This is a genomic window from Marinobacter salarius (assembly GCF_032922745.1).
In the GTDB taxonomy this organism is placed as follows: Bacteria; Pseudomonadota; Gammaproteobacteria; order Pseudomonadales; family Oleiphilaceae; genus Marinobacter.
The window spans coordinates 2,680,126-2,704,670 of sequence record NZ_CP136693.1 but is presented as its reverse complement, the minus strand read 5'-3'; the positions used below and the strand labels follow the sequence as shown (position 1 = coordinate 2,704,670).

Genomic DNA, 24,545 nt, shown 5'->3' with positions numbered 1-24,545 from the left:
TCAGGCAACGCCGTCTCTGGCTGGCCGGGCAAACAAGTCTTCATGTTCCACGCGGATTGACAGGCTCTGCTCATCAGCCTGCTTCAGACGCAGGCCAAACCAGCGCTCGGCCCGCTGACGTTCGCTCGGCGACTGTTGCATCACCGCGTCACGCCAGCCCTCAAGCAAGGCGCGCTGAAGTGCACTTTGAGCAGGCGTCAGGCGCCACGGGCTTGGAGCAACAGACACCTGATAGTCCCGCAATTCGAGCTGTTGCTTGAGGTAATTCGTCGCCGATGGCCCCAGCGCGGCACCAGTCCCCTTATCGTTGTGCTGGTGCTCGTTGACGGTCTCGCGTATCCAGTCGTCGTCCTGGTCTGCCGGCGACAGCTCGACATTCCCCGCGTAACTCAGAACGATAAACACGCCGGCATTGTGTCTGGTGGCGGCTACCGCCAATGCCTCTAGCCAGTCTTCCGACATCAGGTCTATCAGGGCCGAAGCTGTGATCAACCGGGTGCCATCCGGAATCTGCCCGGCAAGCCGCTTGGCGTTCAAGTGACAGGCATGGGTTTCCAGCGGGACATCAAGGTGTTGCAGTCTCTCTCCGGCAAGGGCAAGCAGGTGTTCGTCCTGGTCCAGTAGCACCCAGCGCTGGGGTACCGTCATGGCCGGCACAAGGTAACGGGCGTTGGAGCCAGTGCCGGTACCCAGATCCACCACCAGCAGTGGTGGTGCGTGATGACCGCTCAGAACGCCCGGGTGACAATAGTCCTGTTCCGCCCAAACCAGCACCTCCGAGAGCAGCCTCTTGTTACGAGCAAGGTGGTCTGCCGGCTCACGCAGTGCCAGCCAGTCGCTGTCGAAGGTGGTAGGGTCCGGTGGCGGCAGCAGGTCTTCCAGTGCCCGTTGGAAGTCAATGGCGGTACTCTGCCAGCTTCGCAGGGAGCGCGCCGCCTGCTGTACCTGGGTAGCCGCCTCGCCAAGCGCGCCGGGGTTAGTAAGCCAGTCTTCCAGGCACGCCCGCAACCCTGCGACATCGCCGGCTTGATACTGCCGGACGCCAGGCCGCAGGCCTGTGGTGGAAAGGGCACCCCCATCCGTGGTGATCACCGGCAACCCCGCGGCAATCGCCTCATCAATCACCATTCCATACCCTTCGTAAACGGACGGCAGCACAAAAACATCCGCGTTACGATAGGCGCCGGCAAGCTCAAGGTCGTCCAGCTCCCCCAAAAGACTGATCCGATGTTCAAGCCCCAGGTTCGCAATGATACCGCCAAGCTCGTGGGCATAGTGCTCGTCGCGATCCAGCGAGCCTGCCAGGGTGCAGTGCCATGAACAGTCCCGGAGATCACTTAACGCTTCGACCAGATGGTGCTGTGCCTTGCGCGGCGACAGGTGGGCCACACAGAGCAGATGAATCGTGGGGCCCTGGGCTCTTGATGGCTGGGTTTCAGCGCCAATACCGGCAATGGTGTCGGCGCCCGGCTCAACCACGCGGATGGCCGTGGCCGGTACGCTGTAGTCTTTCAGTCGGTGCGCGGTGTGGGCACTGGTCGTGATTACCCCGGCCACCTTTGACAGCGCCCGACGCTCTACCCGGAAAAGCCAATCCTGCAACTCTTGCGTCAGCCCCGTTTCATCCGCCAGGGCGTGGTGGACCAGCGACACAACCCGCAAACGGGATGCATGGTTGGCGATCACGTCCGGAAGCCCGCCCATGGCCAGGCCATCAAGTACCACCACCGAATCATCCGCAAGGGCGGCAAGCAACCTGTTCATGGATGCTTCCGCCATCCGGTCTGGCACCGGGAAGCTGCCACAGAGCCCGGAAACAAAGGCATCCACGCCGTTATCCCTGAGCCCTGCGACAACACGCTGAACGTACCGGTAGCCTCCGGTTTTCTGTTCAGGATCCCCCGGGACAACGAACAACACCGACGTTAATGGTTCAGAGTTCGCCATGGTAGCTGGCCCAGGCAATATGGGATTCGCCAAGGGTGACCTTCATCGAACACAGGCCTTTGCCGGTTTCACCCAGCCGGCCCTGGCGGATCGCCGCGGCCAGTCGGTCGAACACCGTCATCGCCATGAACTCGGTGGTGGTATTGCGATTGGAAAATTCCTCGATATCGTCCAGGTTCTTCATGTTGAACTCGGCAATCACCGACGACAACACCTCGGACGCCAGCCCGATATCGACGATCAGATCGTCGTTGTCGAGGGCTTCCCGCTCGAAGGAGACATCAACCACGTAGGTGGCGCCATGCAGGCCCTGGGCGGGGCCGAAAATGTCACCCTTAAAGCTGTGGGCGATCATCATGTGGTCTCTGACGGTAAGGCTGAACATGGGTTTTGGGTCCTCGATACGGATGATGGGAGTCAATTGTCGGGGTATACGATACGGTGACAGAGAGTGTCGGAGGCCGTTCCGCCAGCTCTGTTTCCAGCAAGTGCCGGCATAACCTCCGGCAGCGATTCGAAGGTGGTTTCGCCGCTGATCAGGCAGTCCAGGACATCATCCCGCAGCAGCTCCAGGGCCAGCACCATTCGATCCCGATGGCGCCAGCGTGGCCGCTGCTCAGGATGCAGGTTACCAACCTGGCTAGACCGTATCGTCAGCCGACGGGAATGGAATGCCCGGCCCAGGGATACCGGCACTGGCTGCTCGCCGTACCAGCTCATCTCAATAATTCGCGCTTCCTGTCCCGCCAGCGCAAGAGCGGTTTCAAGACCCGTTGGGTGGCCGCTGGCGTGGATGACCAAGTCATGATCGTCCTGTCGGCATTGGGTCTGGAAATCCAGCCCCAGGGTGTGCGCAACCGTTTTACGCTGTGGATTGGTGTCCACGACGGTAACCCGGGTACCCGGTATGCGGCTGGCAAGCCACGCAACCAGCAGACCAACGACGCCAAGGCCAACCACTGCGACCCGCTCTCCCACTCGTGGTGAAGCATCCCACAGGCCGTTAACCGCGGTTTCCATGTTGGCGGCCAGCACTGCCCTGGATTCCGGAAGACCGGATGGAAGAGGTACCACGGCGGATGCAGGAACCTGGTAGTGCTCCTGATGAGGAAACAGGCAGAAAACCGACTGGCCAGTCAGGGCCTCGGGGCCCGAAACAACACGACCTACGCTGGCATAACCATATTTGACCGGGAAGGGAAAATCGCCTTCCTGGAACGGGGCACGCATCGAATCGTATTCCGACGGTGGCACACGGTTGTTGAAAACCAATGACTCGGTTCCACGACTGACGCCCGAGTATAGCGCTCGCACAGACACCGCTGGACTGTCAGCGTCGGCCGCCGAACAATGATCGTAGGTTGCTGGGAGAATGGCCCCTTCCCCGGGCCCGGTCACCCAAAATGCGTTTGTCATATCGTCTGTTTCCTTACAGCGCACGTAACTCACTATAGTATACGCAGGCTATAGTACACGCGGCCTTGCCAGCTATAGTGCATACAGGCGCATCGATGTTTTCAATAGGCCCTGTTTCGACCGGATGCACGCTCAATCATACGCTGGGGTTTAATGATGGATTTCCACACTCACACGTTCCGCCTGCCCCTGGCCGCCGATCTTGCCTGGTCCGGCGGACTGACGGCGCTCATGGTGACCGCCGCTGGCATCGGATTCCACCCCCCTGCCAGCTTTTACGCGCTCGCCGTGTTGCTTTGCCTGGCAATTGCGGTGCCTGTTATTCACTTCTGGCCCGCGGAACAGGACTTCGGTTGGGCCAACCGGGCAACCCTGGTACGCGCCGCCCTCGTCATACTCCTCACCAGCCTGGCGCCGTTCACTTCCGAGTTAGGGAACTGGCTGTGGGTGTACGGGTCATTGTGTTTACTGGCGTTGATTCTTGACGGTGTGGATGGCGCCGTCGCCAGGGCCACGCGCTCAGCAACAGCGTTCGGAGCCCGATTCGACATGGAACTGGATGCGCTGTTCATCCTCGGGCTGTGTGTTGCTGTCCTCGCCCAGAGCAAAGCCGGCCCATGGGTTCTGGCGTTAGGGCTGATGCGTTACGCCTTTGTGGTCGCCGGCCACTGGTTCCGTTTTATGGACAGACCACTACCCGACAGCTTTCGACGCAAAACTGTCTGCGTATGGCAGATAGTCACCCTGATGATTGCCATACTGCCCATTACGCCAACCGGTTTCGCAACCTCCACACTCGCTATCGCGCTGGTACTGCTCTGTTATTCATTTTTTACAGACCTGCGCTGGCTTTATCAAACAGGGAGAAAGACATGAAAACGTTCCTATCCACCGCTGTACTGACCGCCTCATTGGTATTGTCAGCCCCGGTTGCCATGGCGGAGCCGGAAACCTACATTATCGACGATGAACACTTCTCGATGTCGTTTGAGGTGAACCACATCGGCTATGCCCCGGTGATGGGCATGTTCCGGGATGTGGAGGGACAGTTTGACTACGACGAGGAGACCAGACAGCTCACCTCCGGGACACTGACGTTCAAAAGCAAAAGCGTGTTCACCAATCACGACAAACGGGATGGCCACCTGCGCAACGACGATTTCCTCAACAGTGGAAAGTTCCCGGATATCACCTTTGAGATCACCGGCTTCGAGAATACCGGGGACAACACCGGCATTGTGACCGGTGACCTGACCCTTCTAGGCAAAACCCGCCCGGTGGATGTTGATGTAACCCTTAACAAATCCGCCGAATACCCCATCGGGCACGAGGACTACACCCTCGGCATCACTGCCGAAACCACCATCAAGCGCAGCAATTGGGGCATGAGCTACGGCATTGACCAGGATCTGGTGGGTGATGAGGTTCGCCTCAGGTTTGGCCTGGAAGCCGTGAAAGAGTCCGGCTGGCTATGAGGTAGTGTGAACGGAATCATACCCTGAACACATTCTGTTACACATTCGAGTCATTTTTTTGCGCGAAGGGAGAGTTTGACGGCCTGGGCGACCCACGGGTGACCAACAACGACCTGATCATACCGGTTCATTTCGACGCCAAAGACCCCGGCTTCTATGCCCTCTCTGCCCAGCTCTACCACAACGGCCGCGCACTCGCGCAGCTGCAGGCCGAGAAGAGACTCGACGGAACCACCGACACCCTGGAGCTCAAAGCCCATGGCTCGGTGCTCGCCCATCGTGAGATTAGCGGTAACCTGGAACTGCGCAACCTGCAGATCCGGCGCCTGCCGGCCTCGCCCGGAGACCGCACCGACTATGGCTATGGCCCTGATGATGGCTACTCGTTTTCGCCACCGGACCTGGACGGATTGACCGACAGCCCGGCAGGTGACCCCGAATCAGAGCAACGTGCTGCCCTGCTGCAAAGGCTGGCAGACAAGTTCTGATACAACAATAAAACAAAGACGGAGCCTTTATGAAAACAAGAAAGAGAAGTGCCTGTAAGACCGCCCTTGCGGTGGCCATCGCCGGCGGCTTGTTCGCCGGCACCGCCCACGCCCAGCTTGCGGGCCACAACGTGATCCTGGTTCACGGCTTCCAGCAGGAAGACCTGGCCAATCCACCTGCCAACCTTAATGAGGTAAAAAGTGCTGGCGAGGACTACTGGCGTACCTTCTGGCTGTCCCGTTCCGACGCCCGTGTAGATTGGGGCAGCGATGGCCGTGTGGAGGGCAACATCGCCCAGCAGGCCTATCAGCAGCTACGTGACATCAGCCAGCAGGGGCTATGCAACGATTTCTGCATTGTGGTTTCCCATTCCACCGGTGACCTGGTTACCCGATATCTTCTGGAAAACCAGGCACGCTGGCTTCAGGCCGACGGACTGCAGCCGCTGAAAATACTCGCTGCGATCGACTACTCCGGTGCCGGCGGCGGTACGGAGCTGGCCGATCTGGCCCTGAACGTTGCCTACAACGACAGCTGGTACAACTGGCCACTCAAACAGGCTGTTCGGGCCTTTACCGGTATTACTCCAGAGCCCGGTAAACTGGGGGTTGTCAATGACCTTCAAACCAATACCGCGCGCAACCTGGCGGTCAGCCCGAACAACGTACCCAGGCTACGATTTGTTGCCGGTGGTTCTTCGTACGGGGGCATCACCAAGCCATTCATCGCCGGCACTGACGACGGTGTTGTGCCCACGCACTCTGCCTGTGGCGCTACCACCAGTAATGGTATCGATTCCTGCAGCTCCAGCTTGAGCCTGGCGGGTAAGGTATCGAATCAGGATGGCCCTTCAGACCTCTACTACAACCACTTTCCGATCCTGATGAACGAGGGTGTTTCCCACAGCGGCGTTCTAGGCTCGGAAACCGGCAACATTTCGGTCCCCGTAGTGAATGACACAACCCTCAATGGGCTGCGTGTCGATTTCGCCAGTCGCACCTACAACAAGCGCTCCTGGTGGCAATGGTGGGGTTCCGGTGACCGGTATATAGAGGTACCGGGCTCGAATCAGACCGACATGTCGACACTGGTCTATAACACTCTTAACAACTGATCCTGCCCATCAAGGGCTCACCCGCCCGAAAGGACCTAACCGGCTCACGGAAGAGCCATTTTAACCCGCCCATGATAAACTCCGCCGCTGTCCTGCCATAGGCCGGGCTCAGTCTACCCTCTGCAAGGCGGTTGTGAATGCCTCTCTCGAATGCCCGTAAATCTGATCTTTTATTAGTCGTTGTAACCTTAATGGCAGCCATCAGTTGGATATTTTCAAAAGAAGCCGTGTTGCTGATGCCCCCATTATTGTTCATGGCCATGCGCTTTCTGCTGGCAGGTTCCGTATTGGCCTTCATCGCGCGGCGGCCACTGAGGCGATTGAGTGCCGACCAGTTCAGGCGCAGTGTTGGTGTCGGGTTGGTGTTCGGAATAGCCATGAGTTTTTGGGTAATGGGGCTGTTTCATGCCACACATGTGGGAGAAGGCGCCTTCCTGACCAGCCTGGGTGTGGTGGTCGTGCCGGTACTGGCCCGATTCATTTTCCGTGAGGAACAGCCCGTCAGCACCTGGTTTGCCATCCCGGTAGCGGTTAGCGGCCTGGCGCTGCTATCACTAAAAAACGGATTCCGCCCGGAAATCGGGCAGCTTTTCTTCGTGGTCGCTGCGTGTATCTTTGCCCTGTTCTTCACTCTGAATACTCGTGCAGCCAATCAGCGCACCGTGATCAACCGTCTGGGCGAAACCATTGAAAAACAACGCGTACCAGCCCTGCCCCTGACATCCATTGCCCTGCTCATCGTAGGGACCGTCACCCTTGTTGAATCCGCATTTCTCGAGCCCTGGACACCCACGCTCAACAACTTCTCCGGCATCCTTGCCATGTGGATCATCGCCAGCGCCGTGGTCGGTACCGCTGGACGTTTTCTTCTTCAAACCTATGCCCAAAGCCTGTCCACCCACAGCCATGGCGTGGTAATTATGATACTGGAGCCTGTTTGGGTGGCCCTGTTCGCCGCCGGCTGGTTCAGTGAAAGCATGTCTGGGCCTCAGATGGCCGGTTGCGGTCTGATATTCCTCGCGCTGCTCATCAATCGCTGGGGCGTGATCAGCAAGGCTGTAAAAGGCTGGACCAGAAAGCGGAAAACCTCCTGAAAGAGGTTGACCACGTCCATTGGAATCAGTATATTTCGTTCCCGTTGCAGGACGTAGGACCATAGCTCAGTTGGTTAGAGCGCTGCCTTGACATGGCAGAGGTCGGCAGTTCAAATCTGCCTGGTCCTACCATTTTCAATACGTTACGTGTTATCTGCAGCCCCCTTTCTCGATATTCTTCTCGATACTTTCGCAAACCGCTCCCCGCTTAACCCGAAATGCCTAAAACGATCGGGACGTATACCACCAGGAGCAACACTGCAATCAGGCCAAGCAGGTAAGGAATAATCGCGCGGGTAATACGTTCAAGCGGCAACTCGGTGACAGAGGATGCAACGTAAAGATTGATGGCCACGGGAGGCGTAATCATACCGATAGCCAGGCCCACCACAATTATTAACCCGAAGTGAATTGGATCGATTCCGAGCTGGACGACCAGCGGCAGGAGAACCGGGGTCAAAATGATCAGGGCGCTCGCTGTCTCAATGAACACACCGGTGATCAGGATGATACCCACGACGAGCAGCATAATGATGTACGGGTTCGTGGACAGCGATAGGACGGACTCAGCAATCGCACCGGGTACCTGCCAGCTCGACAGTGTCCAGCTCAGAACGGCGGATGTGGCAATGACGAACATAATAACTGCGGTTGTAATGGCTGAACGAATCAATATCCGGTAGATATCCGGCAACTTGAGATCGCGATAAATAAACAACGAGACTAACAGTGCGTAATTGACCGCAACCACTGCCGCTTCGCTGGGCGTAAATACGCCTGAAAAGATACCCCCTAGAATGATGACGGGGGTCATCAGCCCCCAACTCGCACTTTTGAGCGTGCCCCAGATGGTGGCGAAGGATAACGCGGTTCCTCGCGGGTAATTTCGACGGTAACCTTGGGTAATGGCAATAGCCATGAGCCCCAAGCCCATGATGAGACCGGGAATAAAACCGTTCAAAAAGAGCTTGGAAACCGATTGCTGAGCAATGACCGCATAGATAATCATCGGCACTGACGGCGGAATGACCACACCAATAGTGCCACTGGCTGCAATCAAACTGGCCGCTGCCGCCGGGTCATACCCTTTTTTACGCAGCTCTGGCACCAGGCTGGAGCCAACGGCTGCAGTGGTGGCTGCCCCTGAGCCGGATATAGCCGCAAAGAACATGCCTGCCAGTACGGCGACGATAGAAAGCCCGCCTTTCAGAAACCCAAACAGCGAGTCCGCAAAACTGACCAGCTTCTCGCTCACCTTGCCTTGGGCCATGAGGTCACCGGCCAGTATGAACATGGGTACCGCAACCAGGGCGAAAGAGTTAATCCCCTGAAACATCTGCTGGGTAACCACCATCAGTGGCACGCCCTGAAAATACAGCGCCGCCATTGTGCTGGCACCTATCGATAAGGCAATAGGTACGCCAATGAGCATGAACAGGAAAAAAAGAGCGAAGAGCAGCCCCGTCACGATGGAGGGTCACTTGTATCAGGGCCAGTCCTTGCCGTGTCAGGTCCTTCAGACAACAGCTCAACCAAATCAACTAATGCGCACCAACCCATCACTGCTCCACAGACGGGGATAACCGCGTAGACATAAGTCATTGACCAGCCCAGAGAAGCTGAGGTCTGGAAGCTTTGCATCTGCGTGTAACGATAGCCAACAAGTACCAGCGCAATCATGAAGCCCAGTGCAACAGCCACGGCCAGAATACGTGTCACTTGCCGCAACCTGCCTGGCAGCGCATCGACGAGAAAGGTAACAGCAATATGTCTACCGCGCTGAAATGCCAGGGTCGCGCCCATAAACGTAATCCAGACCAGCAGAAACCTCGCGACCTCCTCGGTCCAGCCCACAGCGGTAAAGAAAACCCTGGATACGATCTGCAGCGTGATCACGGCGATCAGTGCCACCATCGCCGCAAAAACCATGGGCTGCATGATGGCATCGATCGCGCGCTCAACTTTCTTCAAAATTCCCAACATACCTTCGTCGGGCCCTTTCACTATGGCTGCTGGGATTCACGAATCCGCTCGAGGTAATCACCAAACTGATCGCCATACTTCTCATAGACCGGCGCAACAGCAGCCTGAAAAGCAGCCAGGTCTGGATCTTCTACGATTTTCATTCCCGATGCTCGAAGCTCTGCCAACTGCTCTGACTCCATTTCAGCATTCACAGTGCGCTCATGCTCTGCGGCTTCCTGGGCTGCCTGCTCAATCACCCCTTGGGCGGCTTCGGGCAGGCGATTCCACACTGGCATCCCCATGACAAATATAGCCGGCGCATAGGTGTGCCGAGACATCGTCATATAGTCTTGCGTCTCGTTGAGCTTAAAGGAATGCACGACGTTGACAGGGTTCTCCTGGCCGTCAATGGTGCCTTGTTGCATTGCTGTCAGCGCCTCAGTCCAGGCCATCGGAACGGCATTTGCGCCCAATTCACGGAACGTATCAACGTAAACTGGATTCTCCATGACACGTACTCGCAAACCGTCGATGTCATCAGGGTGACTTACCGGCCGCTCGCTATTAGTGAGGTTACGGAAGCCTCGCTCAGCGTATGCGAGGCCTTTGAGGTTGACGTCGCTCAACTTGTCCAGCAACTCCTGGCCAATGGGACCATCAAGCACTGAATAGGCCTCTTCTGGGGAAGAAAACAGGAAGGGCAATTCAAATACTGCCATTTCTCCGACGAAATTGGCGACGGGGCCATTGGTTATGACGCCCATATCCACTGTGCCAATTTGCATGCCCTCAAGCAGGGTGCGCTCGTCGCCGAGCGAAGCATTGGGATAAATTTCGACGGTCACAGCTCCGTCTGTGCGCTCACTGACCAGTTCCTGGAACTTAACAGCTGCGATGTGGAATCCGTCTTGCTCGTTGACGACGTGAGCCAGGCGCAAAGTAACGGGGTCCATGTCCGAAAACTCATCGGCAACGACCGAAGAGGTCAGGCCAATGGCAAGGCCAAGAATTGCGGTACTGTGGGCAAGTTTATTCATTATCGTTTCCCCTTAGTGGTTTTTTATTGTGTGTTCACTCCCTGCTACATCTTGTAGAAATCCCTGTACCAGTCTACGAAGTTGGCGATACCCTCTTCCACTGTCGTGGACGGCTTGTAGCCCACATCGTCAATCAGGTCATCCACATTGGCGTAGGTGGCCGGCACGTCACCGGGCTGCAGAGGTAGAAGGTTCTTCTCCGCTTTCTTGCCAACGCGCTCTTCGATAATTTCAATGAACCGGGACAGTTCCACCGGGTTGTTGCTGCCGATGTTGTAAAGCCGATACGGCGCCTTGCTGGTGCCGGGGTCCGGCGTTTCGCCGCTCCACTGCGGGTTGGGTGTGGCAACGCTGTCCAGGGTCCGGATAACGCCTTCCACAATATCGTCAATGTAGGTGAAGTCGCGCCTGTGGTGCCCATGGTTGAACACGTCAATGGGCTCACCCGCCAGGATCTTCTTGGTAAAGATGAACAACGCCATATCCGGGCGCCCCCAGGGGCCATACACGGTAAAGAAACGCAGGCCGGTGGTGGGCATGTTGTAGAGGTGGCTGTAGGTGTGGGCCATCAGCTCGTTGGCTTTCTTGGAGGCCGCGTAAAGGCTCAAGGGGTGGTCCACGTTGTCGTGGATGGAGAACGGCATGGTTTCATTGGCGCCGTACACCGAGCTGCTGGAGGCGTAGACCAAATGCTTCACATCGTTGTGGCGACAACCTTCCAGAATGTTGGTGAAACCCACCAGGTTGGCGTCAATATAGGCGTGGGGATTTTCCAGGGAGTACCGCACGCCCGCCTGTGCGGCCAGATGAACCACACGTTCTGGCTTGTGCTCGCGGAACAGAGCCTCCATGGCGGGCCGGTCGGCCACGTCCTTGCGAACCTCGGTGAATCCCGGTTTACAGGTCAGGCGCTCAAGCCGTGCTTCCTTCAGGGTGGGGTCGTAGTAATCGTTGACGTTATCCACGCCGATTACGTCATCACCTCTGTCAAGCAGCCGATGCGCCAGATGGGAGCCGATGAAGCCCGCCGTACCCGTAACCAGAATTTTCAACGTGTTCTCTCCTGTTCCTTCAGAACGTCAGCCCGGCACTCACAAACGGGCCACCGAGGTCGATGTCCAGGCGGTCATCGCTGTCTTCGTAATCAATGCTGATCTGACGATAGCCGGCGCGGAGTTGCAACAACGACAGTTCATATTGACCGTAGGCGTTGTAGTCATAGATGGAATCGCCGTCGAAGCTGATGAGGTTCGCCTCGCCACCGACGGAAACACCGGTAAAGGGAAGATCAAAGCGGGCAGCCAGGTAACCCATCGGAATCACGCCGTCGACCTCAGTCTTACTGACCTGGCCATTGGTGGCCTGCTCACGGACAATCAGCTCGCCGTCCAGGTTGCGGGCGGTCACGCCCAGATCCAGATTGGCCCAGTTGTCGAGCACTTCGTAATACAGGGTGACGTCGAACTGGTTCAGGTCCAGATCGGAATCCACTTCCGCGGCGCCTGGAACAGAATCAAACCCGGTAGACAGCTCCCCTCGTCCACTCTGCTCGATACGAGTGTAGTTCAACCGAACATTCGGCAGTACCGGAACTGGATGCTCCAGGTAGGCACTAAGGTTGGCATTGGTGTCGCTTTCCAGGTCGAGGTCGTTTTCGACGTCGACCACGTCGTTGTTTTTGCCGGCTTTACCCGAGAGGTCAGAATCCCAATAACTGACACTGGCACCCACCCCGACCACATCAGCGATCGCGACTGGGGCAGCGATGAACAATGAGCCGCCGATGGCAAAAATCAGTTTACGCATAGTGCACCTGTCTTATGGTTGTTGTACCTGACTGATCAGTCGAAACGAATACCGAGACGACGACCAACTTCTTCGTAGGTCTCAATCACATCGCCCAGTCCCTGACGAAAACGGTCCTTATCCATCTTTTTTCGGCTTTCCCTGTCCCAGATACGGCAGCCGTCGGGGCTGAATTCGTCACCCAGGACAATCTGGCCACCCGAGCGGCCAAATTCCAGCTTGTAGTCCACCAGCAGCATGCCGGCTTCCTCAAACAGCGCCTTCAGTACGTCATTCACCTGATAGGTCAGTTCTTTCATTCTGGCAAGTTCGTCGGCTTTCGCCCATCCAAAACTGACCGCCAGAGACTCATTGACCATGGGGTCATGCATGGCGTCGTTCTTCAGGAACAATTCAAAGGTGGGAGGGTTCAGCGTCAGCCCTTCCTCGACACCCAGACGACGGCACAGACTGCCCGCCGAGATGTTACGAACCACGCATTCCACAGGGATCATGTCCAGCTTCTTGACCAGTGATTCCGTGCCCGAAAGCAGGCCTTCAAAGTGTGTGGGAATGCCGGCTGCTTCCAACTTCTCCATGATGAACGCATTGAAGCGATTGTTCACCATGCCCTTGCGGTTAAGCTGCTCTTTCTTCTCGCCGTCAAACGCCGACGTATCGTCGCGAAATACCATCACAAACCGGTCGGGGTCGTCGGTACGGTATACGGATTTGGCCTTGCCCGCGTAAAGCTCTTCACGCTTTTCCATGTCAGGTCTCCGGACGTGCCCGCTCTGTGCAGGCACTGCTTGCATTAGTAAAGGTATTCGAACAGTTCTGAAAGCAGCTCGGGCGAGCGATTCTCACCATCGTAACTCTCGGCGATGGCGGTGGAAACGATAATGTCGCCGTCGCGTTCCTCGAGCCGTATATCAAACGAATGGACCGGTTTCGGGGCGTCGGAGAACCAGCTAAACCACCCTGGCTCGCGCTCGGATTCCGGCCGGAAATCCACAAAGAAATAGCCGTCTTCACGGTTCAGGTCGATCACTGGTATGCCTGCGTCATCCACCGCTCGCCGCACTTCCGCCCAGGCTCGGCCGTAATCCAGGCTCATCACAATTTCCCGGGGTGTTTCATCGTCCGATACCAGCCTGACCAATGGTTCGCTGGCCATGCCCAAGGCCGCACGAGAGTATGACTTGCTGTCTTCCCGATTGCGTAAATACTGGGCCAGGTCGTCGAGCAGCTTCCGACTCGTGTCGAGTTGCTCACGGCTGCGGATGTCCCCGCCGCTCCATGCCATCAGTTCGTTGGGGTCATCGGCAACTTCGAAAGAACGGAATTGAACCTCTGTGGTCTTGCGGCGCACACCAGGAGCGACACGGGCCTGAACAACCACTTTTGCCTCTGGCCCATCAGGGTTGTCCGGCAACCCCAACAAGCCCCTCGCCTGCTTGCTGAAGTTAACCAGCTCACTCTGCATCAGGCCAAGCTGGGGACTGTCATACGCCACACCAAGGCCGTTCTCATTCATGTAGGAGGTGACCGCCGGCCAGAGGCGACCGGGAACATCATTCACCAGCAGCCATATCTGTCCATCCAGTTCCTCAACCAGATAATTTTCGTCAAGGATATCGGAGGTCATATCCGGCGGCGTGGGTATACTTCCCCGATACATGCGACCCGAGTCGGCAGCGGTCGCTTCGCGTATCGGCATGATCTGACCAAACTCACCTTCATCCGCCGTTTCCGGCAGTTTCAGAGGTGTGCCTTCCGGCGCATTGACATAGCGCTCTGAGCGGTCTTCGATAAGGCTACAGCCTGATAGGGCCATAACAAACATCAGGCCCGCCAGGGGCCTGATGCATTTTTCGGTTTTTTTGATTTCTGTCCTGAACCTAAACGCCATCAGGCGACTCCAGTTACGATAGATGGTACAGCCTGACTCAGAGTACGCCAGAGGCTTTCAGTGCGTCTTCCACTTCTTCGTGGAACCTGTCACTCAGGGGGGTGAGCGGAAGGCGGATGCCCTCCCCGATCATGCCCATATGAAAGAGGGCCCATTTGACCGGGATGGGGTTTGCCTCGAGGAACAGTTTGCGGTTCAGAGGCATGAGTAACTCATTTAGCCGCTCGGTTTCCTTTTCATTGCCGGCGATGGCGGCTTCGCACAGCGCAGCCATGCCCTTGGGAGCCACATTGGCGGTAACGGAGACGTTGCCCTTGGCACCGGCAAGCATCAGTCCGGCGGCTGTCGCGTCGTCACCAGAGTAGACCACCAGGCGGCCTTTAACGGCTTCAACCAGCTCTGCACCACGGGGAATATTGCCGGTTGCATCCTTGATACCGATGATGTTCGGAATATCCGCCAGGCGCTCTACGGTCTCGTTCAACATGTCGCACGCCGTTCGGCCGGGAACGTTGTAGAGAATCTGATCGACCGGGACAGCCTCGGCTATGGTCTTGAAGTGCTGATACAGGCCTTCCTGGGTCGGTTTGTTGTAGTACGGAACTACAAGCAGGCAGGCATCGGCACCCAGCTTGTGCGCTTCTTCGGTCAGCTCTATGGCTTCGCGGGTGCTGTTGCCGCCCGTACCGGCAATCACAGGGATGCGGCCATTGACGCGTTTTATGATATGCCCCACCACCCGCATGTGCTCTTCCGGGTCCAACGTGGCGGATTCACCCGTCGTTCCAACGGCCACGATACCATGCGTTCCGTTGTCGAGATGAAAGTCCACCAGCTTATCAAGGTGCTCCCAATGAACGCTGCCATCGGAATGCATGGGCGTGACCAGTGCGACAAGGCTCCCCGTAATCATAAAAACTCCGTACGAATAAAAACGATATGGTAATGTTGGGCACCCACTGACACAAGGGAATTAAAGGAGATGTCATGTCAGCACCCGAACTGAACCGTCCTGTTGATGATTTTGAGGCCCCGGCTACCGGAGATCAAACCATTCGTTTATCGGACCTGAAAGGCAAGAATGTGGTGATCTATTTCTACCCCAAGGACAACACCCCTGGATGCACCACTGAAGGTCAGGATTTCCGCGATCGGCACGACCAGTTTGAAGCACTCGATACGGTTATTCTCGGAGTATCACGTGACGGCCTGAAAGCCCACGACAACTTCCGCGAAAAACAGGCATTTCCCTTCCACCTGATCTCCGACAAGGACGAAGCCCTCTGCCAACAATTCGATGTCATCAAGCTGAAAAAGCTTTACGGCAAGGAATATATGGGCATTGACCGCAGCACCTTCCTGATCGACAAGAACGGTGTTCTTCGCAAGGAGTGGCGAAGCGTGAAAGTACCGGGCCACGTTGATGAAGTGCTGGAAGCCGTCAGGAGTCTTTAGGACTCCTTTGGCAACGTCTCTGCCTGCCCGTACTTGACCGGCCATGCCGAGAAGATCGCCTTGAGCATGGTCGCCAGCGGAATAGCAAAGAACACCCCCCACAACCCCCAGATGCCACCAAAGAACAACACAGCCACGATAATGGCAACGGGGTGCAGGTTATTCACTTCCGAGAACAGGATGGGGACCAGAACGTTTCCATCCAGCGCCTGGATCACACCGTATACCACCATGACCCAGATAAACTGACTGCCCCACCCGAAGGCAAACAGGGCGATCATAGCAACCGGAATGGTGACCACCGCTGCACCGATATAGGGAATCACCACGCTCAGACCCACCATCAGTGACAGCAGGGCCGCATAAGGCATACCCAGAACTTTGAAGGCGACGTAGGTGATACCTCCAACGATCAGTATCTCGACCGCCTTGCCCCGCACGTAGTTGGCACACTGAAGATTCACTTCGTGCCATATTCGGACCATCATCGGACGCTGGGACGGCAGCATGCGAGCGATGGCACCCAGCAGCACCTGGCGGTCCTTGAGAAAGAAGAATACGAGAATTGGCAGTAACACCATGTAGATGAGCAGCGCTACCAGATCCGGAATGCTTTCCAGTGAAAACGACACCAGCCATTGGGTCATGCGACCGGCTTCGGTGGTCACCTGGTTATAGATGGTGTTGATGCCTTCCATGGATATCAGCGTTGGATACTGCTCAGGAAGCACTTCAAGATAGGACTGCATCTCTCTGAAAATACGAGGAGCTTCGCCCGCCAACCCGGTCACCTGGGTCCAGATTAGAGGCAACAGCCCGAACAGAACGCCAATTAACAGCCCCAGGAAGACGAAGAACACGCCTATGATGGATACAATTTCCGGAATGCCGAGCCGATTAAGCTTGGTGACCAGTCCCTGGAGAATAAAGGCAACAATGACCGCAGCAATAGCAGGCGCCAGCATGGAACCGAAAAAAATGATGAAGATGACGCCTGCGAGTATCAGCAGGAAAAGAATGACGGCTTCTTCATCTGAAAAGTATTTGTGGGCAAGACCACGTAAAATTCTGATCATCAACGACTCCGGAGGGTCCCTACTACGAGCTTAATCGCCGCACTTTATCACAAAGGTGAAACAGCCATTCTGTTCCGATGTACGGACCAACTGATGGGCCGAAAGCTCGAGGAACGCGGGAATATCCCTTGCAGAACCGGCGTCTGTGGCGATAACTTCAAGTTCCTGGCCGGGAGACATGCTGTTGAGTTCAAGCTTTGTTTTCAATAGCGGCATCGGACAGCGCAGGCCCGATGCATCCAGTGTTCGGTCAGCCATGGCAAAAAAGCATCCGTATGTTCAAAACAGGAGCCGGCATTATGCCCACAGTGATACTGTATTGCACCTCAATCGTAACAGACGGACTCCGAAAGAACTTTCGGTGACACAATGCTGTCAGAGAGAATCCAATGACAACGGACATCGCCCATTCATGACTGTTAAAAACCGCCGCCGAATTCACCGCCCAGGCATCCTGGCACCCGCCCTTGCCCTGGCGTTCTCACTGACGGTCGGCCACGCCTCGGCACAGTCGTCGGATAGCACCTTGCCATCCATTGGTGGCGCCGGTGGCGGGCTGATCTCGGAGCGCCAGGAATCGGATATCGGGCGCCAGGTAATGACGTCCATCCGGCGATCCGCTCCCCAGATCACCGACGCCCTGGTTCAGGACTACCTGAATTCGGTCATTTATCGCCTGGTGCCCTCCGCCCCCCTGAGTAGCAGCGACCTTACGCTGGCGATCATCGACAGCCCCGACATCAATGCCTTTGCAGTCCCCGGCAATGTCGTCGGCGTTAATGGCGGCCTCTTCCTGAATGCCGAGAGTGAGCAGCAGTTTGCCTCGGTTCTGGCCCACGAACTGGCGCACCTGAGCCAGCGCCATTTCGCCAGGCGTCTGGAGCAACAGGAAACCAGCGCCCCGTTGACCATTGCCGGCATGATCGCCGGCATCATCCTCTCAGCGGTTACCCAGTCAGATGTCGGTATTGCCGCCATCGCAGGCACCCAGGCATTGGCGGTGCAGAATATGCTGGCTTATAGCCGGGCTCATGAACAGGAAGCTGACCGGGTTGGTATGGACATACTGGCCAGCTCCGGCATGGACCCGAGAGGGATGCCGGAAATGTTCGAAATCATGATGCGACAGAACCGCCTGCAGGGAAACCGGGTTCCGGAGTACCTGTCCACCCACCCACTGACGCAGAATCGTGTATCCGACACCCGCAACCGCGCCGAGCAATACCCTCGCAGGGATGTGGCCGATGCCCAGGAATACCATCTGGTTCGATCCCGGCTGCAGGTTCGCTACGCCAAGTCCGCGGACATCGCTGTAGAAACCTTCAAGGACTACCTGAACCGTTCGGATACCGAAAAGCCGGATGCTATTCGCTACGGCCTGGCGGTCGCATGGCTGCGAGATGGAAACCAGAGCGAGGCGATTGCTGAGCTTGAAAGGCTGCTAGAGGGAACACCGGGACGCATCACCTATCAGGTTACACTCGCGGAGGCGCTGATTGAGCAGGACAAGCTCAACGAAGCTCGCAGCCTGCTTTCCGAAGCCCTTTCAAGGAACCCTGGCAACTACCCGATTACCGACATGCTCGCTCTCCTGGAGACTGCGGCGGGTAACGGCGAACGTGCTGCCGAACACCTCCACAGACTGACGCGGGAACTGCCGAAGAAAGAGCATCTCTGGCTGAGGCTGGCAGAAGCCGAAGGGTTGGCACGCAACATCGTTGGGGTGCACCGGGCAAGGGCTGAATACGATATCCTGATGGGCGACCTTGAGGCGGCCCAGCGCCAATTGCGCCAGGCCCAGGAGAAGCTCCCCGCTGGAGCGCCGTTGCGCCAAATCGTGACCGAACGATTGTCGCAGGTGTCAGAGCGGCTGAATCAACGCCGCAGCTGACGTCAGGCGTTGCCGGCAGCCTTCAGGTTCATCTCGGCGGTGAAATCCAGCATTCGCTGAAGCGGTCTCAACGCATCCTCCCGCAATGACGGATCCACGTGAACCTCCTGATCGCCGTTCTCAATCACCGACAGCAGGTTCTCGAGGCCGTTCATCGCCATCCACGGGCAATGAGCGCAGCTACGACAAGTGGCGCCGTTTCCGGCAGTAGGCGCCTCGATCAGGGTCTTGTTGGGGGCCAACTGCTGCATCTTGTAGAAAATGCCGTTGTCAGTGGCAACGATGAATTGTTCGTTGGGCAGCGTCTGGACCGCATGAATCAGCTGAGAAGTCGAACCGACAACATCGGCCATCTCGACCACAGCATTGGGCGATTCGGGATGCACCAGAACCGCTGCGTCTGGATACAGCGCTTTCAGGTCTTCCAGCCCCCGGTACTTGAACTCTTCATGTACGATGCATGAACCATCCCAGAGCAACACATCCGCACCGGTGGTTTTCTGCACGTAGTAGCCCAAATGCTTATCCGGAGCCCAGAGTATTTTTTCACCACGGGCATCCAGCGACTCCACAATGGCCTGGGCACAACTGGAGGTAACCACCCAGTCCGCCCTTGCTTTCACCGCTGCAGAGGTATTGGCATAGACCACCACGGTACGATCGGGATGCTGGTCGCAAAAGGCTGAAAATTCATCCGCAGGGCAGCCAATGTCCAGTGAGCAAGTCGCCTCCAGCGTGGGCATCAGCACCCGCTTTTCCGGGTTCAGAATCTTGGCGGTTTCACCCATGAAACGGACACCCGCCACGACTACAGTCGACGCTTTGTGCTTGTTGCCAAACCGGGCCATTTCCAGAGAATCGGCAACACAGCCGCCGGTTTCCTCGGCCAGGCGCTGAATGTCGGGATCGGTGTAGTAATGAGCCACGAGCACCGCATCCTGCGCTTTCAGCGCTGCACGAATACGGGACTCAAGGTTGGCTTTTTCGTCGTCGCTCAGGGTCTTTGGCTCCGCCTGGTGTGCCAGATGTTCCTGAACGAGAATACGGTCTTCAACTCGCGTCATTACTGCATCTCTGTATTGCGTTAACGTCGGAAGTATATCACTTCGGCCACGACTTTCACTGGGCTGACACCCTGCTGTCACAGAGTTCTGCTAAGGCTATTTATAGGCACCCTTTTAACTACGCCCACTATCACAGATGTATGACCGTATACCCAAAAAAAAAGAGCCCGAAGGCTCTTTTTTCGACAGGAGCCGCTTTGGCTTCCTGTTCTATTGGTGGGTCGTGAAGGATTCGAACCTTCGACCAATTGGTTAAAAGCCAACTGCTCTACCAACTGAGCTAACGACCCATAACTGTCGGCCCGAATCCGGACCGGAACAACGCGACGACTCAATCCACCGCCTCGTTCGTAATTTGGTGGGTCGTGAAGGATTCGAACCTTCGACCAATTGGTTAAAAGCCAACTGCTCTACCAACTGAGCTAACGACCCAAACGAGGCGCATATAGTAATGATTTTTCAGCGCCGATCAACCCCTAATTCCCAGGTTTCTCAACATTCTTCGCGATGACCACGATCAGCCGTTATTGGAGTCGAGGTACTTCTGCGCCAACTCAGCGGCACTGGTATTCGGATAGTCACGGATCACGGTTTGCATACGCCCGCGAGCCTGCTCCTTATCGCCGAGCCGGTCCAGGGTCACGCCAAGCTTGTAAACAGCATCCGGAGCCTTGCGGTGATCCCCGTAACGGGTTGCGACGATGGTGAACGCCTGCCGTGCCTGCTCAAGCTGTTCCTCAACGAGGTACACCTCGCCCAGCCAATAATAGGCGTTGACCGTCAGGTCTCCTTCCTCATACTCATCAATGAAGTCGTACAACCCATTGATGGCCTGGTCGTAGTTCTTTTCCTGATGAATCAGGGTCTGGATTTTCTGGTAATCCGTCCGTTCTTTATCGGAAGGCTGCCGGTAGATTCTGGTTTTCACCCCAGAATTTTCAGCTGTTTCAGCGGAATCAGCCGTACCCTCTGAACTCGTCGCAGGTGCTTCCGAGACCTTTTCAGAGAGTTTGAGAATTCGCTGGTCAAGGTCGATGTAGCGATCCCGAGACTGCTTGGTGAGCCGATCAATGAGGTTACGCTGTTCTTCCACCCGCCCCTGCAATCGACGAACCTCGCCCTGCAGTTGCTGAATCATGTAGAACAGTTCCGCATTGGCCTGACTGTTGCCAGCCTTGCGTTCAGCCTCAGAGGCATTGTCCTGGAACGCTGGAGAAACGGATTGCGCCAGCGTGCCGCCCGCTTGCCCTAGGGCAAGCGGGAGCATCACTGTCGCCATGAGCAGATGTCTCATGGGGTTCGCCTGTTACTGGAAAACAAGTTCAACGCGACGGTTCTGGGCCCACGCGCTCTCACCGGAACTCATCACGGCTGGCTTCTCTTCACCATAGCTGATGGTTTCCGTCTGGCCACGGGAAGCGCCGTTTACGATCAGAAAACGCTCGATAGCGTTGGCACGACGCTCACCCAGTGCAAGGTTGTATTCTTTGGTACCACGCTCATCGGCATGTCCTTCAATACGGACATTCTGACCCGGATTGGCTTGCAGGAACCGGGCGTGGGCCACCAGCACATCGCGGGCTTCGGTTTTGATTTCGGAGGTATCGAAATCAAAGTAGAAAGTGGTGATTTCGCGCATGGCGGCTTCTTCCGCCCGCGCAGCACGAGCTTCCGCCTCACGACGCTGCTCTTCGCTCATCTCGGACGAAGACACACCGCCGTCGTCATCGCCGCCATAAACAGTGCTACCACCTTCCTGGTCGACAGCAGAGACATCGGAACCGTACGCACCGTCTTCAGTGGTCTCACCGGTGCTGCTGCAACCCGCGATCAGACCAAGAGACATTACCATGGCGAATAATTTGTGGTGAGCTGATACGTTCATAATCACTTCCTTCCTTTTTTGAGAGTCTGTTGTACGTTTATACAAACGAACCTGTTCTGTTCGGAGTTCCGGTTTACTTGACGATCGGTGACCATGCCGGTTCACGCACATCACCCTCCGAGGCCGGCAGACTATAGGCCGCTCCGCCATCGGCGGCAATTACAGTTAGTACACTGTCGCCGCCCTGCTTCGTTGCATAGATCAGCATCCGGCCATTAGGCGAAACACTGGGCGATTCATCGGACCCGGTCCTGGTGAGAATCGTTTCTTCCTCCGTCTGCAAGTTCGTCCGCGCTATGTGAAACGCCTGGTCTCTCTGATGCACATAATAAACGTACTTGCCGTCATTGTCTGGCCGCGGGCGGGCGTTGTATCGGCTACCAAAGGTAATCCTGCGAGGCTCCGCATCCTCGCTGGACTTGTGGTATATCTGCGGCCCACCGGAACGATCAGACGTAAAGTAGAAACCTTTACCCGTATGATCCCAGGTAGGCTCAGTATCAATAGACCAGTGATTGGTCAGCCGTTTGAGCGAACGACTCTGAATATCCATCTTGTAGACTTCGGCATTGCCATCCTTTGACAGGGTCATAAGCAACGATCGACCATCCGGACCCCACGCGGGCGCTGAGTTCAAACCCCGGAAGTCCGCGATCCGCGTGCGGTTGCCCGATGAAAGCTCATGGATGTAAATCGCGGGCTTGCCAGTTTCAAACGACACATAGGCAAGTCTCTTGCCATCCGGCGACCAGGCAGGCGACAAGATCGGTTCGTCGCTTTCGAGCCTGACCTTGGCCCTTTTGCCATCCACGTCACTGACCTGCAGCCGATACAGGGCGTTGCCACCGGATCGCTGAAGCGTGACGTAGGCCAGCTTGGTAGAAAATGCGCCCGGCACACCAGTAATAGCCTCATAGACCTTGTCACTAATGTGGTGGGCGAGACTCCGTGTGCTGTTCACCGATGAGGACGCCGTTGCCCCGAGGATCCGCTCCTCCCGGTTCACGTCGTATAATTCGTACTGGGCTTCAATTTTGTCGCCGGTACGTGTCAACTGCCCCACCAGAACGTAACGCTGCCCCAGAAGTCTCCAGTCACGGAAATAAACCTCGTCGCCCTTTGACGGCAGACTGAGCATTTTCTCCGGTGGCAGTGGCTTGAATTCACCGCTCATGGTGAGATCGTCACGGACGATATTGCTGACCTTGTCGCCAGATGGGATTTGACCCGTTTCGGAAAATGGAACCACGGCGACCGGGATGGCCGAATCCGCACCCTCGGTGATTCGTATCAACAGTTCAGCGTTTGCCGGGTTACCTGCTGTCATCACTACCAGCATTAGGAACCACGCCGCGGCCATGCCAGTACGGGTTGTGCCTGTTTTGGTCCGGTTCGTCATTTGATTTCCCATTGTCCTTATCTCAACCGCCGAGGATTGAACTCAATCGTAAACTGGCGAAAATACTTTTCAAATGTGTCCCGATCATCGGGAATCGGGTAACGATTCAGCGACTTAACCGCGCCCCGCGCCGAATTATCGAATGCCGTGTTGCCACTGGAGGAGACAAGCTTTACCGACGCAAGTTCACCAGTCGGTAGCAAAGTGATCTGAAGCCTTGCGGTCATCTCCTCCGTTGCCGACGAAGGCGGATACCAGGCCTGGCTTAACCGTTCACGAATCAGCGCCTGATACTTCTGGCTTTCCGACAGCATCTGCGCCTCGCGTGCCTTGGCGGCAGCCGCCTCTCTCTTACGGCGTTCCTCAGTCTCGCGTTCCTGCTGGGCCTCTTCCGCCATGGCTTCCAGTTGCTGTTCCTTCAAACGCCGCTCACGCTCCTTGCGCTTGCGTTCGGCTTCCTGGCGCTCTCGCTCTTCCCTCGCCTTGCGCTCAGCTTCTTCCTTGCGGCGCTGCTCCTCCGCTCGGCGCTTTTCCTCGGCAGCCTTCCGGGCAGCCTCCTCCTGCCGACGCTTTTCTTCCTCGGCCTTTTGACGTTCACGCTCCTTGGCTTCCGCCGCAGCCTTCTGGCGGGCAGCCTCTTCCGCTTTGCGCTGCTGTTCACGTTCGCGCTTCGCCGCCTCTTCCTGGCGCTGCTGTTCCTGCTTGCGCTCTTTCTCCTGCTGGATACGGCGGGCCTCTTCCCGTTCGCGCTCCTCTTCGGCCTTTCGACGTTCGGCTTCTTCCTTACGCTTCCGCTCTTCCTCCTGCCTGCGTTCTTCATCACGATCCGGCTCATCAACCGGTTCCGTCACCGGGCTGGGCTCAGGCTCGTTTGGAGTGATCAGGCGTGCAGAAATACTGGGCGGCGGCGGATCCTCCGAGGGATCGGTCCAGGTCCAACCCGCCAGAGCCACGCCCAGAATCAACCCATGCAGCAGGATTGACAGAGCAACGGGCGACTTCCAGGGGGGCTGGCCCGTGTTGGTTACATCACGCTCATGACCTCTCACAAAAACCTGCCTGCTCTGTACCTACTCATCAATGGATGGCGCTTCGGTGATCAATCCGACATTAGACGCCCCTGCGGCCTGCAACTGTGCCATCAGTCGAACAACGGTACCGTATTCAACATGCTCATCACCCCGAACAAGTACTTCGCGATCCGTACGCTGGGACAGGATTTTCGCAATACGTTCGCGAATGTCTGCGAGCGACATCGGGTCACTGCTTTCATCGCCGATATCCATGAAATACGCACCATTGCTGTCCACGGACACCACGATGGATTCCACGTTCTTGTCAGACTGGATCGGCTGCGATGTGGTTTCCGGCAGATCCACTTTTACGCCCTGTGTCAGCATCGGCGCCGTCACCATGAAGATGATCAGCAGCACCAGCATGACGTCGATGTAGGGCACAACGTTAATTTCAGACATCGGCTTGCTACTTCTCGCCGGCATCATTCCCATGCCTTTCATGTTTCTGCTCTCCCGACTGACTGA

At 56.6% G+C, this 24,545-nt stretch carries 26 protein-coding genes and 3 tRNA genes; 8 read left to right on the top strand and 21 right to left on the bottom strand.

Going from position 1 to position 24,545, the window contains the following annotated elements; all coding sequences use genetic code 11:
- Genes R1T46_RS12530 through R1T46_RS12520 form a run of 3 tightly spaced genes read right to left on the bottom strand, consistent with a single transcriptional unit; the run spans nt 1 to nt 3,363 of the window.
- Nucleotides 1-1,947 (bottom strand): glycosyltransferase, encoded by a 1,947-nt coding sequence (locus R1T46_RS12530; protein ID WP_317305612.1) that lies wholly within the window; start codon nt 1,945-1,947, stop codon nt 1-3.
- Nucleotides 1,934-2,332 (bottom strand): 6-carboxytetrahydropterin synthase, encoded by a 399-nt coding sequence (locus R1T46_RS12525; protein ID WP_317305611.1) that lies wholly within the window; start codon nt 2,330-2,332, stop codon nt 1,934-1,936. Before R1T46_RS12525 ends, R1T46_RS12530 begins: the two co-directional genes overlap by 14 nt.
- Before the next feature lie 32 nt (nt 2,333-2,364).
- Nucleotides 2,365-3,363: a zinc-binding alcohol dehydrogenase gene (locus tag R1T46_RS12520; RefSeq protein WP_317305610.1), complete on the bottom strand. Its 999-nt coding sequence runs from the start codon at nt 3,361-3,363 to the stop codon at nt 2,365-2,367.
- 156 nt (nt 3,364-3,519) lie between these two features.
- On the opposite strand from R1T46_RS12520, the gene R1T46_RS12515 reads away from it, so the two are divergent.
- The 6 genes from R1T46_RS12515 to R1T46_RS12490 all read left to right on the top strand — a co-directional run bounded on the left by R1T46_RS12515 (nt 3,520) and on the right by R1T46_RS12490 (nt 7,667).
- Nucleotides 3,520-4,239 carry a CDP-alcohol phosphatidyltransferase family protein gene (locus tag R1T46_RS12515; protein WP_317305608.1) on the top strand — a complete coding sequence of 240 codons (720 nt, stop codon included), beginning with the start codon at nt 3,520-3,522 and terminating at the stop codon, nt 4,237-4,239.
- On the top strand, nt 4,236-4,838 hold the full coding sequence (locus tag R1T46_RS12510; protein WP_317305607.1) for a YceI family protein: 603 nt from the start codon (nt 4,236-4,238) through the stop codon (nt 4,836-4,838). Before R1T46_RS12515 ends, R1T46_RS12510 begins: the two co-directional genes overlap by 4 nt.
- Before the next feature lie 98 nt (nt 4,839-4,936).
- Complete coding sequence (locus R1T46_RS12505) at nt 4,937-5,326, top strand: hypothetical protein (protein ID WP_317305606.1); 390 nt, start codon at nt 4,937-4,939, stop codon at nt 5,324-5,326.
- A gap of 29 nt (nt 5,327-5,355) precedes the next feature.
- Nucleotides 5,356-6,441, top strand: coding sequence for a hypothetical protein (locus R1T46_RS12500; protein ID WP_317305604.1), 1,086 nt, complete (start codon nt 5,356-5,358; stop codon nt 6,439-6,441).
- 137 nt (nt 6,442-6,578) lie between these two features.
- Nucleotides 6,579-7,535 carry a DMT family transporter gene (locus tag R1T46_RS12495; protein ID WP_317305603.1) on the top strand — a complete coding sequence of 319 codons (957 nt, stop codon included), beginning with the start codon at nt 6,579-6,581 and terminating at the stop codon, nt 7,533-7,535.
- 55 nt (nt 7,536-7,590) lie between these two features.
- Nucleotides 7,591-7,667 (top strand) — tRNA-Val (locus R1T46_RS12490).
- A gap of 76 nt (nt 7,668-7,743) precedes the next feature.
- On the opposite strand, the gene R1T46_RS12485 is transcribed toward R1T46_RS12490, so the two are convergent.
- From R1T46_RS12485 to dapA, 8 genes are read right to left on the bottom strand one after another with little or no spacing between them, the layout of a single operon-like run.
- Nucleotides 7,744-9,003 carry a TRAP transporter large permease gene (locus R1T46_RS12485; protein WP_317305602.1) on the bottom strand — a complete coding sequence of 420 codons (1,260 nt, stop codon included), beginning with the start codon at nt 9,001-9,003 and terminating at the stop codon, nt 7,744-7,746.
- Nucleotides 9,000-9,539 (bottom strand): TRAP transporter small permease, encoded by a 540-nt coding sequence (locus R1T46_RS12480; protein ID WP_317305600.1) that lies wholly within the window; start codon nt 9,537-9,539, stop codon nt 9,000-9,002. The genes R1T46_RS12485 and R1T46_RS12480 overlap by 4 nt, the downstream gene beginning before the upstream one ends.
- Entirely contained in the window at nt 9,539-10,537 is a 999-nt protein-coding gene (locus tag R1T46_RS12475) for a TRAP transporter substrate-binding protein (protein ID WP_317305598.1), read from the bottom strand. Before R1T46_RS12475 ends, R1T46_RS12480 begins: the two co-directional genes overlap by 1 nt.
- 44 nt (nt 10,538-10,581) lie before the next feature.
- On the bottom strand, nt 10,582-11,589 hold the full coding sequence (locus tag R1T46_RS12470; RefSeq protein ID WP_317305597.1) for an NAD-dependent epimerase: 1,008 nt from the start codon (nt 11,587-11,589) through the stop codon (nt 10,582-10,584).
- A 19-nt stretch (nt 11,590-11,608) separates the two neighbouring features.
- Nucleotides 11,609-12,343, bottom strand: a complete 735-nt coding sequence (locus R1T46_RS12465; RefSeq protein ID WP_041334320.1) for a TIGR04219 family outer membrane beta-barrel protein — start codon at nt 12,341-12,343, stop codon at nt 11,609-11,611.
- Between the two features lie 35 nt (nt 12,344-12,378).
- Nucleotides 12,379-13,092, bottom strand: a complete 714-nt coding sequence (gene purC / locus R1T46_RS12460; protein WP_041334317.1) for a phosphoribosylaminoimidazolesuccinocarboxamide synthase — start codon at nt 13,090-13,092, stop codon at nt 12,379-12,381.
- Between the two features lie 44 nt (nt 13,093-13,136).
- The gene (gene bamC, locus R1T46_RS12455; protein WP_317305596.1) at nt 13,137-14,234 is read right to left on the bottom strand and encodes an outer membrane protein assembly factor BamC; all 1,098 of its coding nucleotides are present in this window, start codon (nt 14,232-14,234) and stop codon (nt 13,137-13,139) included.
- Nucleotides 14,235-14,271: 37 nt separating this feature from the next.
- Nucleotides 14,272-15,147, bottom strand: a complete 876-nt coding sequence (gene dapA / locus R1T46_RS12450) for a 4-hydroxy-tetrahydrodipicolinate synthase (RefSeq protein WP_300498271.1) — start codon at nt 15,145-15,147, stop codon at nt 14,272-14,274.
- Between the two features lie 74 nt (nt 15,148-15,221).
- Here dapA and R1T46_RS12445 point away from each other — a divergent pair, with 74 nt between their 5' ends.
- Nucleotides 15,222-15,689, top strand: coding sequence for a peroxiredoxin (locus R1T46_RS12445; protein ID WP_317305595.1), 468 nt, complete (start codon nt 15,222-15,224; stop codon nt 15,687-15,689).
- On the opposite strand, the gene R1T46_RS12440 is transcribed toward R1T46_RS12445, so the two are convergent.
- The gene (locus R1T46_RS12440; RefSeq protein WP_317305594.1) at nt 15,686-16,765 is read right to left on the bottom strand and encodes an AI-2E family transporter; all 1,080 of its coding nucleotides are present in this window, start codon (nt 16,763-16,765) and stop codon (nt 15,686-15,688) included. The genes R1T46_RS12445 and R1T46_RS12440 overlap by 4 nt on opposite strands.
- A 30-nt stretch (nt 16,766-16,795) precedes the next feature.
- A complete protein-coding gene (locus R1T46_RS12435) occupies nt 16,796-17,023 on the bottom strand; it encodes a sulfurtransferase TusA family protein (protein ID WP_317305593.1) in 228 nt (75 codons plus the stop codon).
- 154 nt (nt 17,024-17,177) lie between these two features.
- On the opposite strand from R1T46_RS12435, the gene R1T46_RS12430 reads away from it, so the two are divergent.
- Complete coding sequence (locus R1T46_RS12430; RefSeq protein WP_317305592.1) at nt 17,178-18,656, top strand: M48 family metalloprotease; 1,479 nt, start codon at nt 17,178-17,180, stop codon at nt 18,654-18,656.
- A gap of 2 nt (nt 18,657-18,658) precedes the next feature.
- Here the strand turns inward: R1T46_RS12430 and nadA are convergent, their stop codons facing one another.
- From nadA to tolR, 8 genes are all read right to left on the bottom strand, one after another.
- Nucleotides 18,659-19,720 (bottom strand): quinolinate synthase NadA, encoded by a 1,062-nt coding sequence (nadA, locus tag R1T46_RS12425; RefSeq protein WP_317305591.1) that lies wholly within the window; start codon nt 19,718-19,720, stop codon nt 18,659-18,661.
- 214 nt (nt 19,721-19,934) lie between these two features.
- A tRNA-Lys gene (locus R1T46_RS12420) sits at nt 19,935-20,010 on the bottom strand.
- A gap of 66 nt (nt 20,011-20,076) precedes the next feature.
- Nucleotides 20,077-20,152, bottom strand: a tRNA-Lys gene (locus tag R1T46_RS12415).
- Nucleotides 20,153-20,237: 85 nt separating this feature from the next.
- Complete coding sequence (ybgF, locus tag R1T46_RS12410) at nt 20,238-21,014, bottom strand: tol-pal system protein YbgF (protein WP_317305590.1); 777 nt, start codon at nt 21,012-21,014, stop codon at nt 20,238-20,240.
- Nucleotides 21,015-21,026: 12 nt separating this feature from the next.
- Entirely contained in the window at nt 21,027-21,605 is a 579-nt protein-coding gene (gene pal / locus R1T46_RS12405; protein ID WP_317305589.1) for a peptidoglycan-associated lipoprotein Pal, read from the bottom strand.
- A 73-nt stretch (nt 21,606-21,678) separates the two neighbouring features.
- Nucleotides 21,679-23,004, bottom strand: a complete 1,326-nt coding sequence (gene tolB, locus R1T46_RS12400) for a Tol-Pal system beta propeller repeat protein TolB (RefSeq protein WP_317305588.1) — start codon at nt 23,002-23,004, stop codon at nt 21,679-21,681.
- A 17-nt stretch (nt 23,005-23,021) separates the two neighbouring features.
- Nucleotides 23,022-24,053 (bottom strand): cell envelope integrity protein TolA, encoded by a 1,032-nt coding sequence (gene tolA / locus R1T46_RS12395; RefSeq protein WP_317305587.1) that lies wholly within the window; start codon nt 24,051-24,053, stop codon nt 23,022-23,024.
- Between the two features lie 21 nt (nt 24,054-24,074).
- Nucleotides 24,075-24,521: a protein TolR gene (gene tolR / locus R1T46_RS12390; RefSeq protein WP_317305586.1), complete on the bottom strand. Its 447-nt coding sequence runs from the start codon at nt 24,519-24,521 to the stop codon at nt 24,075-24,077.
- Nucleotides 24,522-24,545 lie beyond the last annotated feature (24 nt).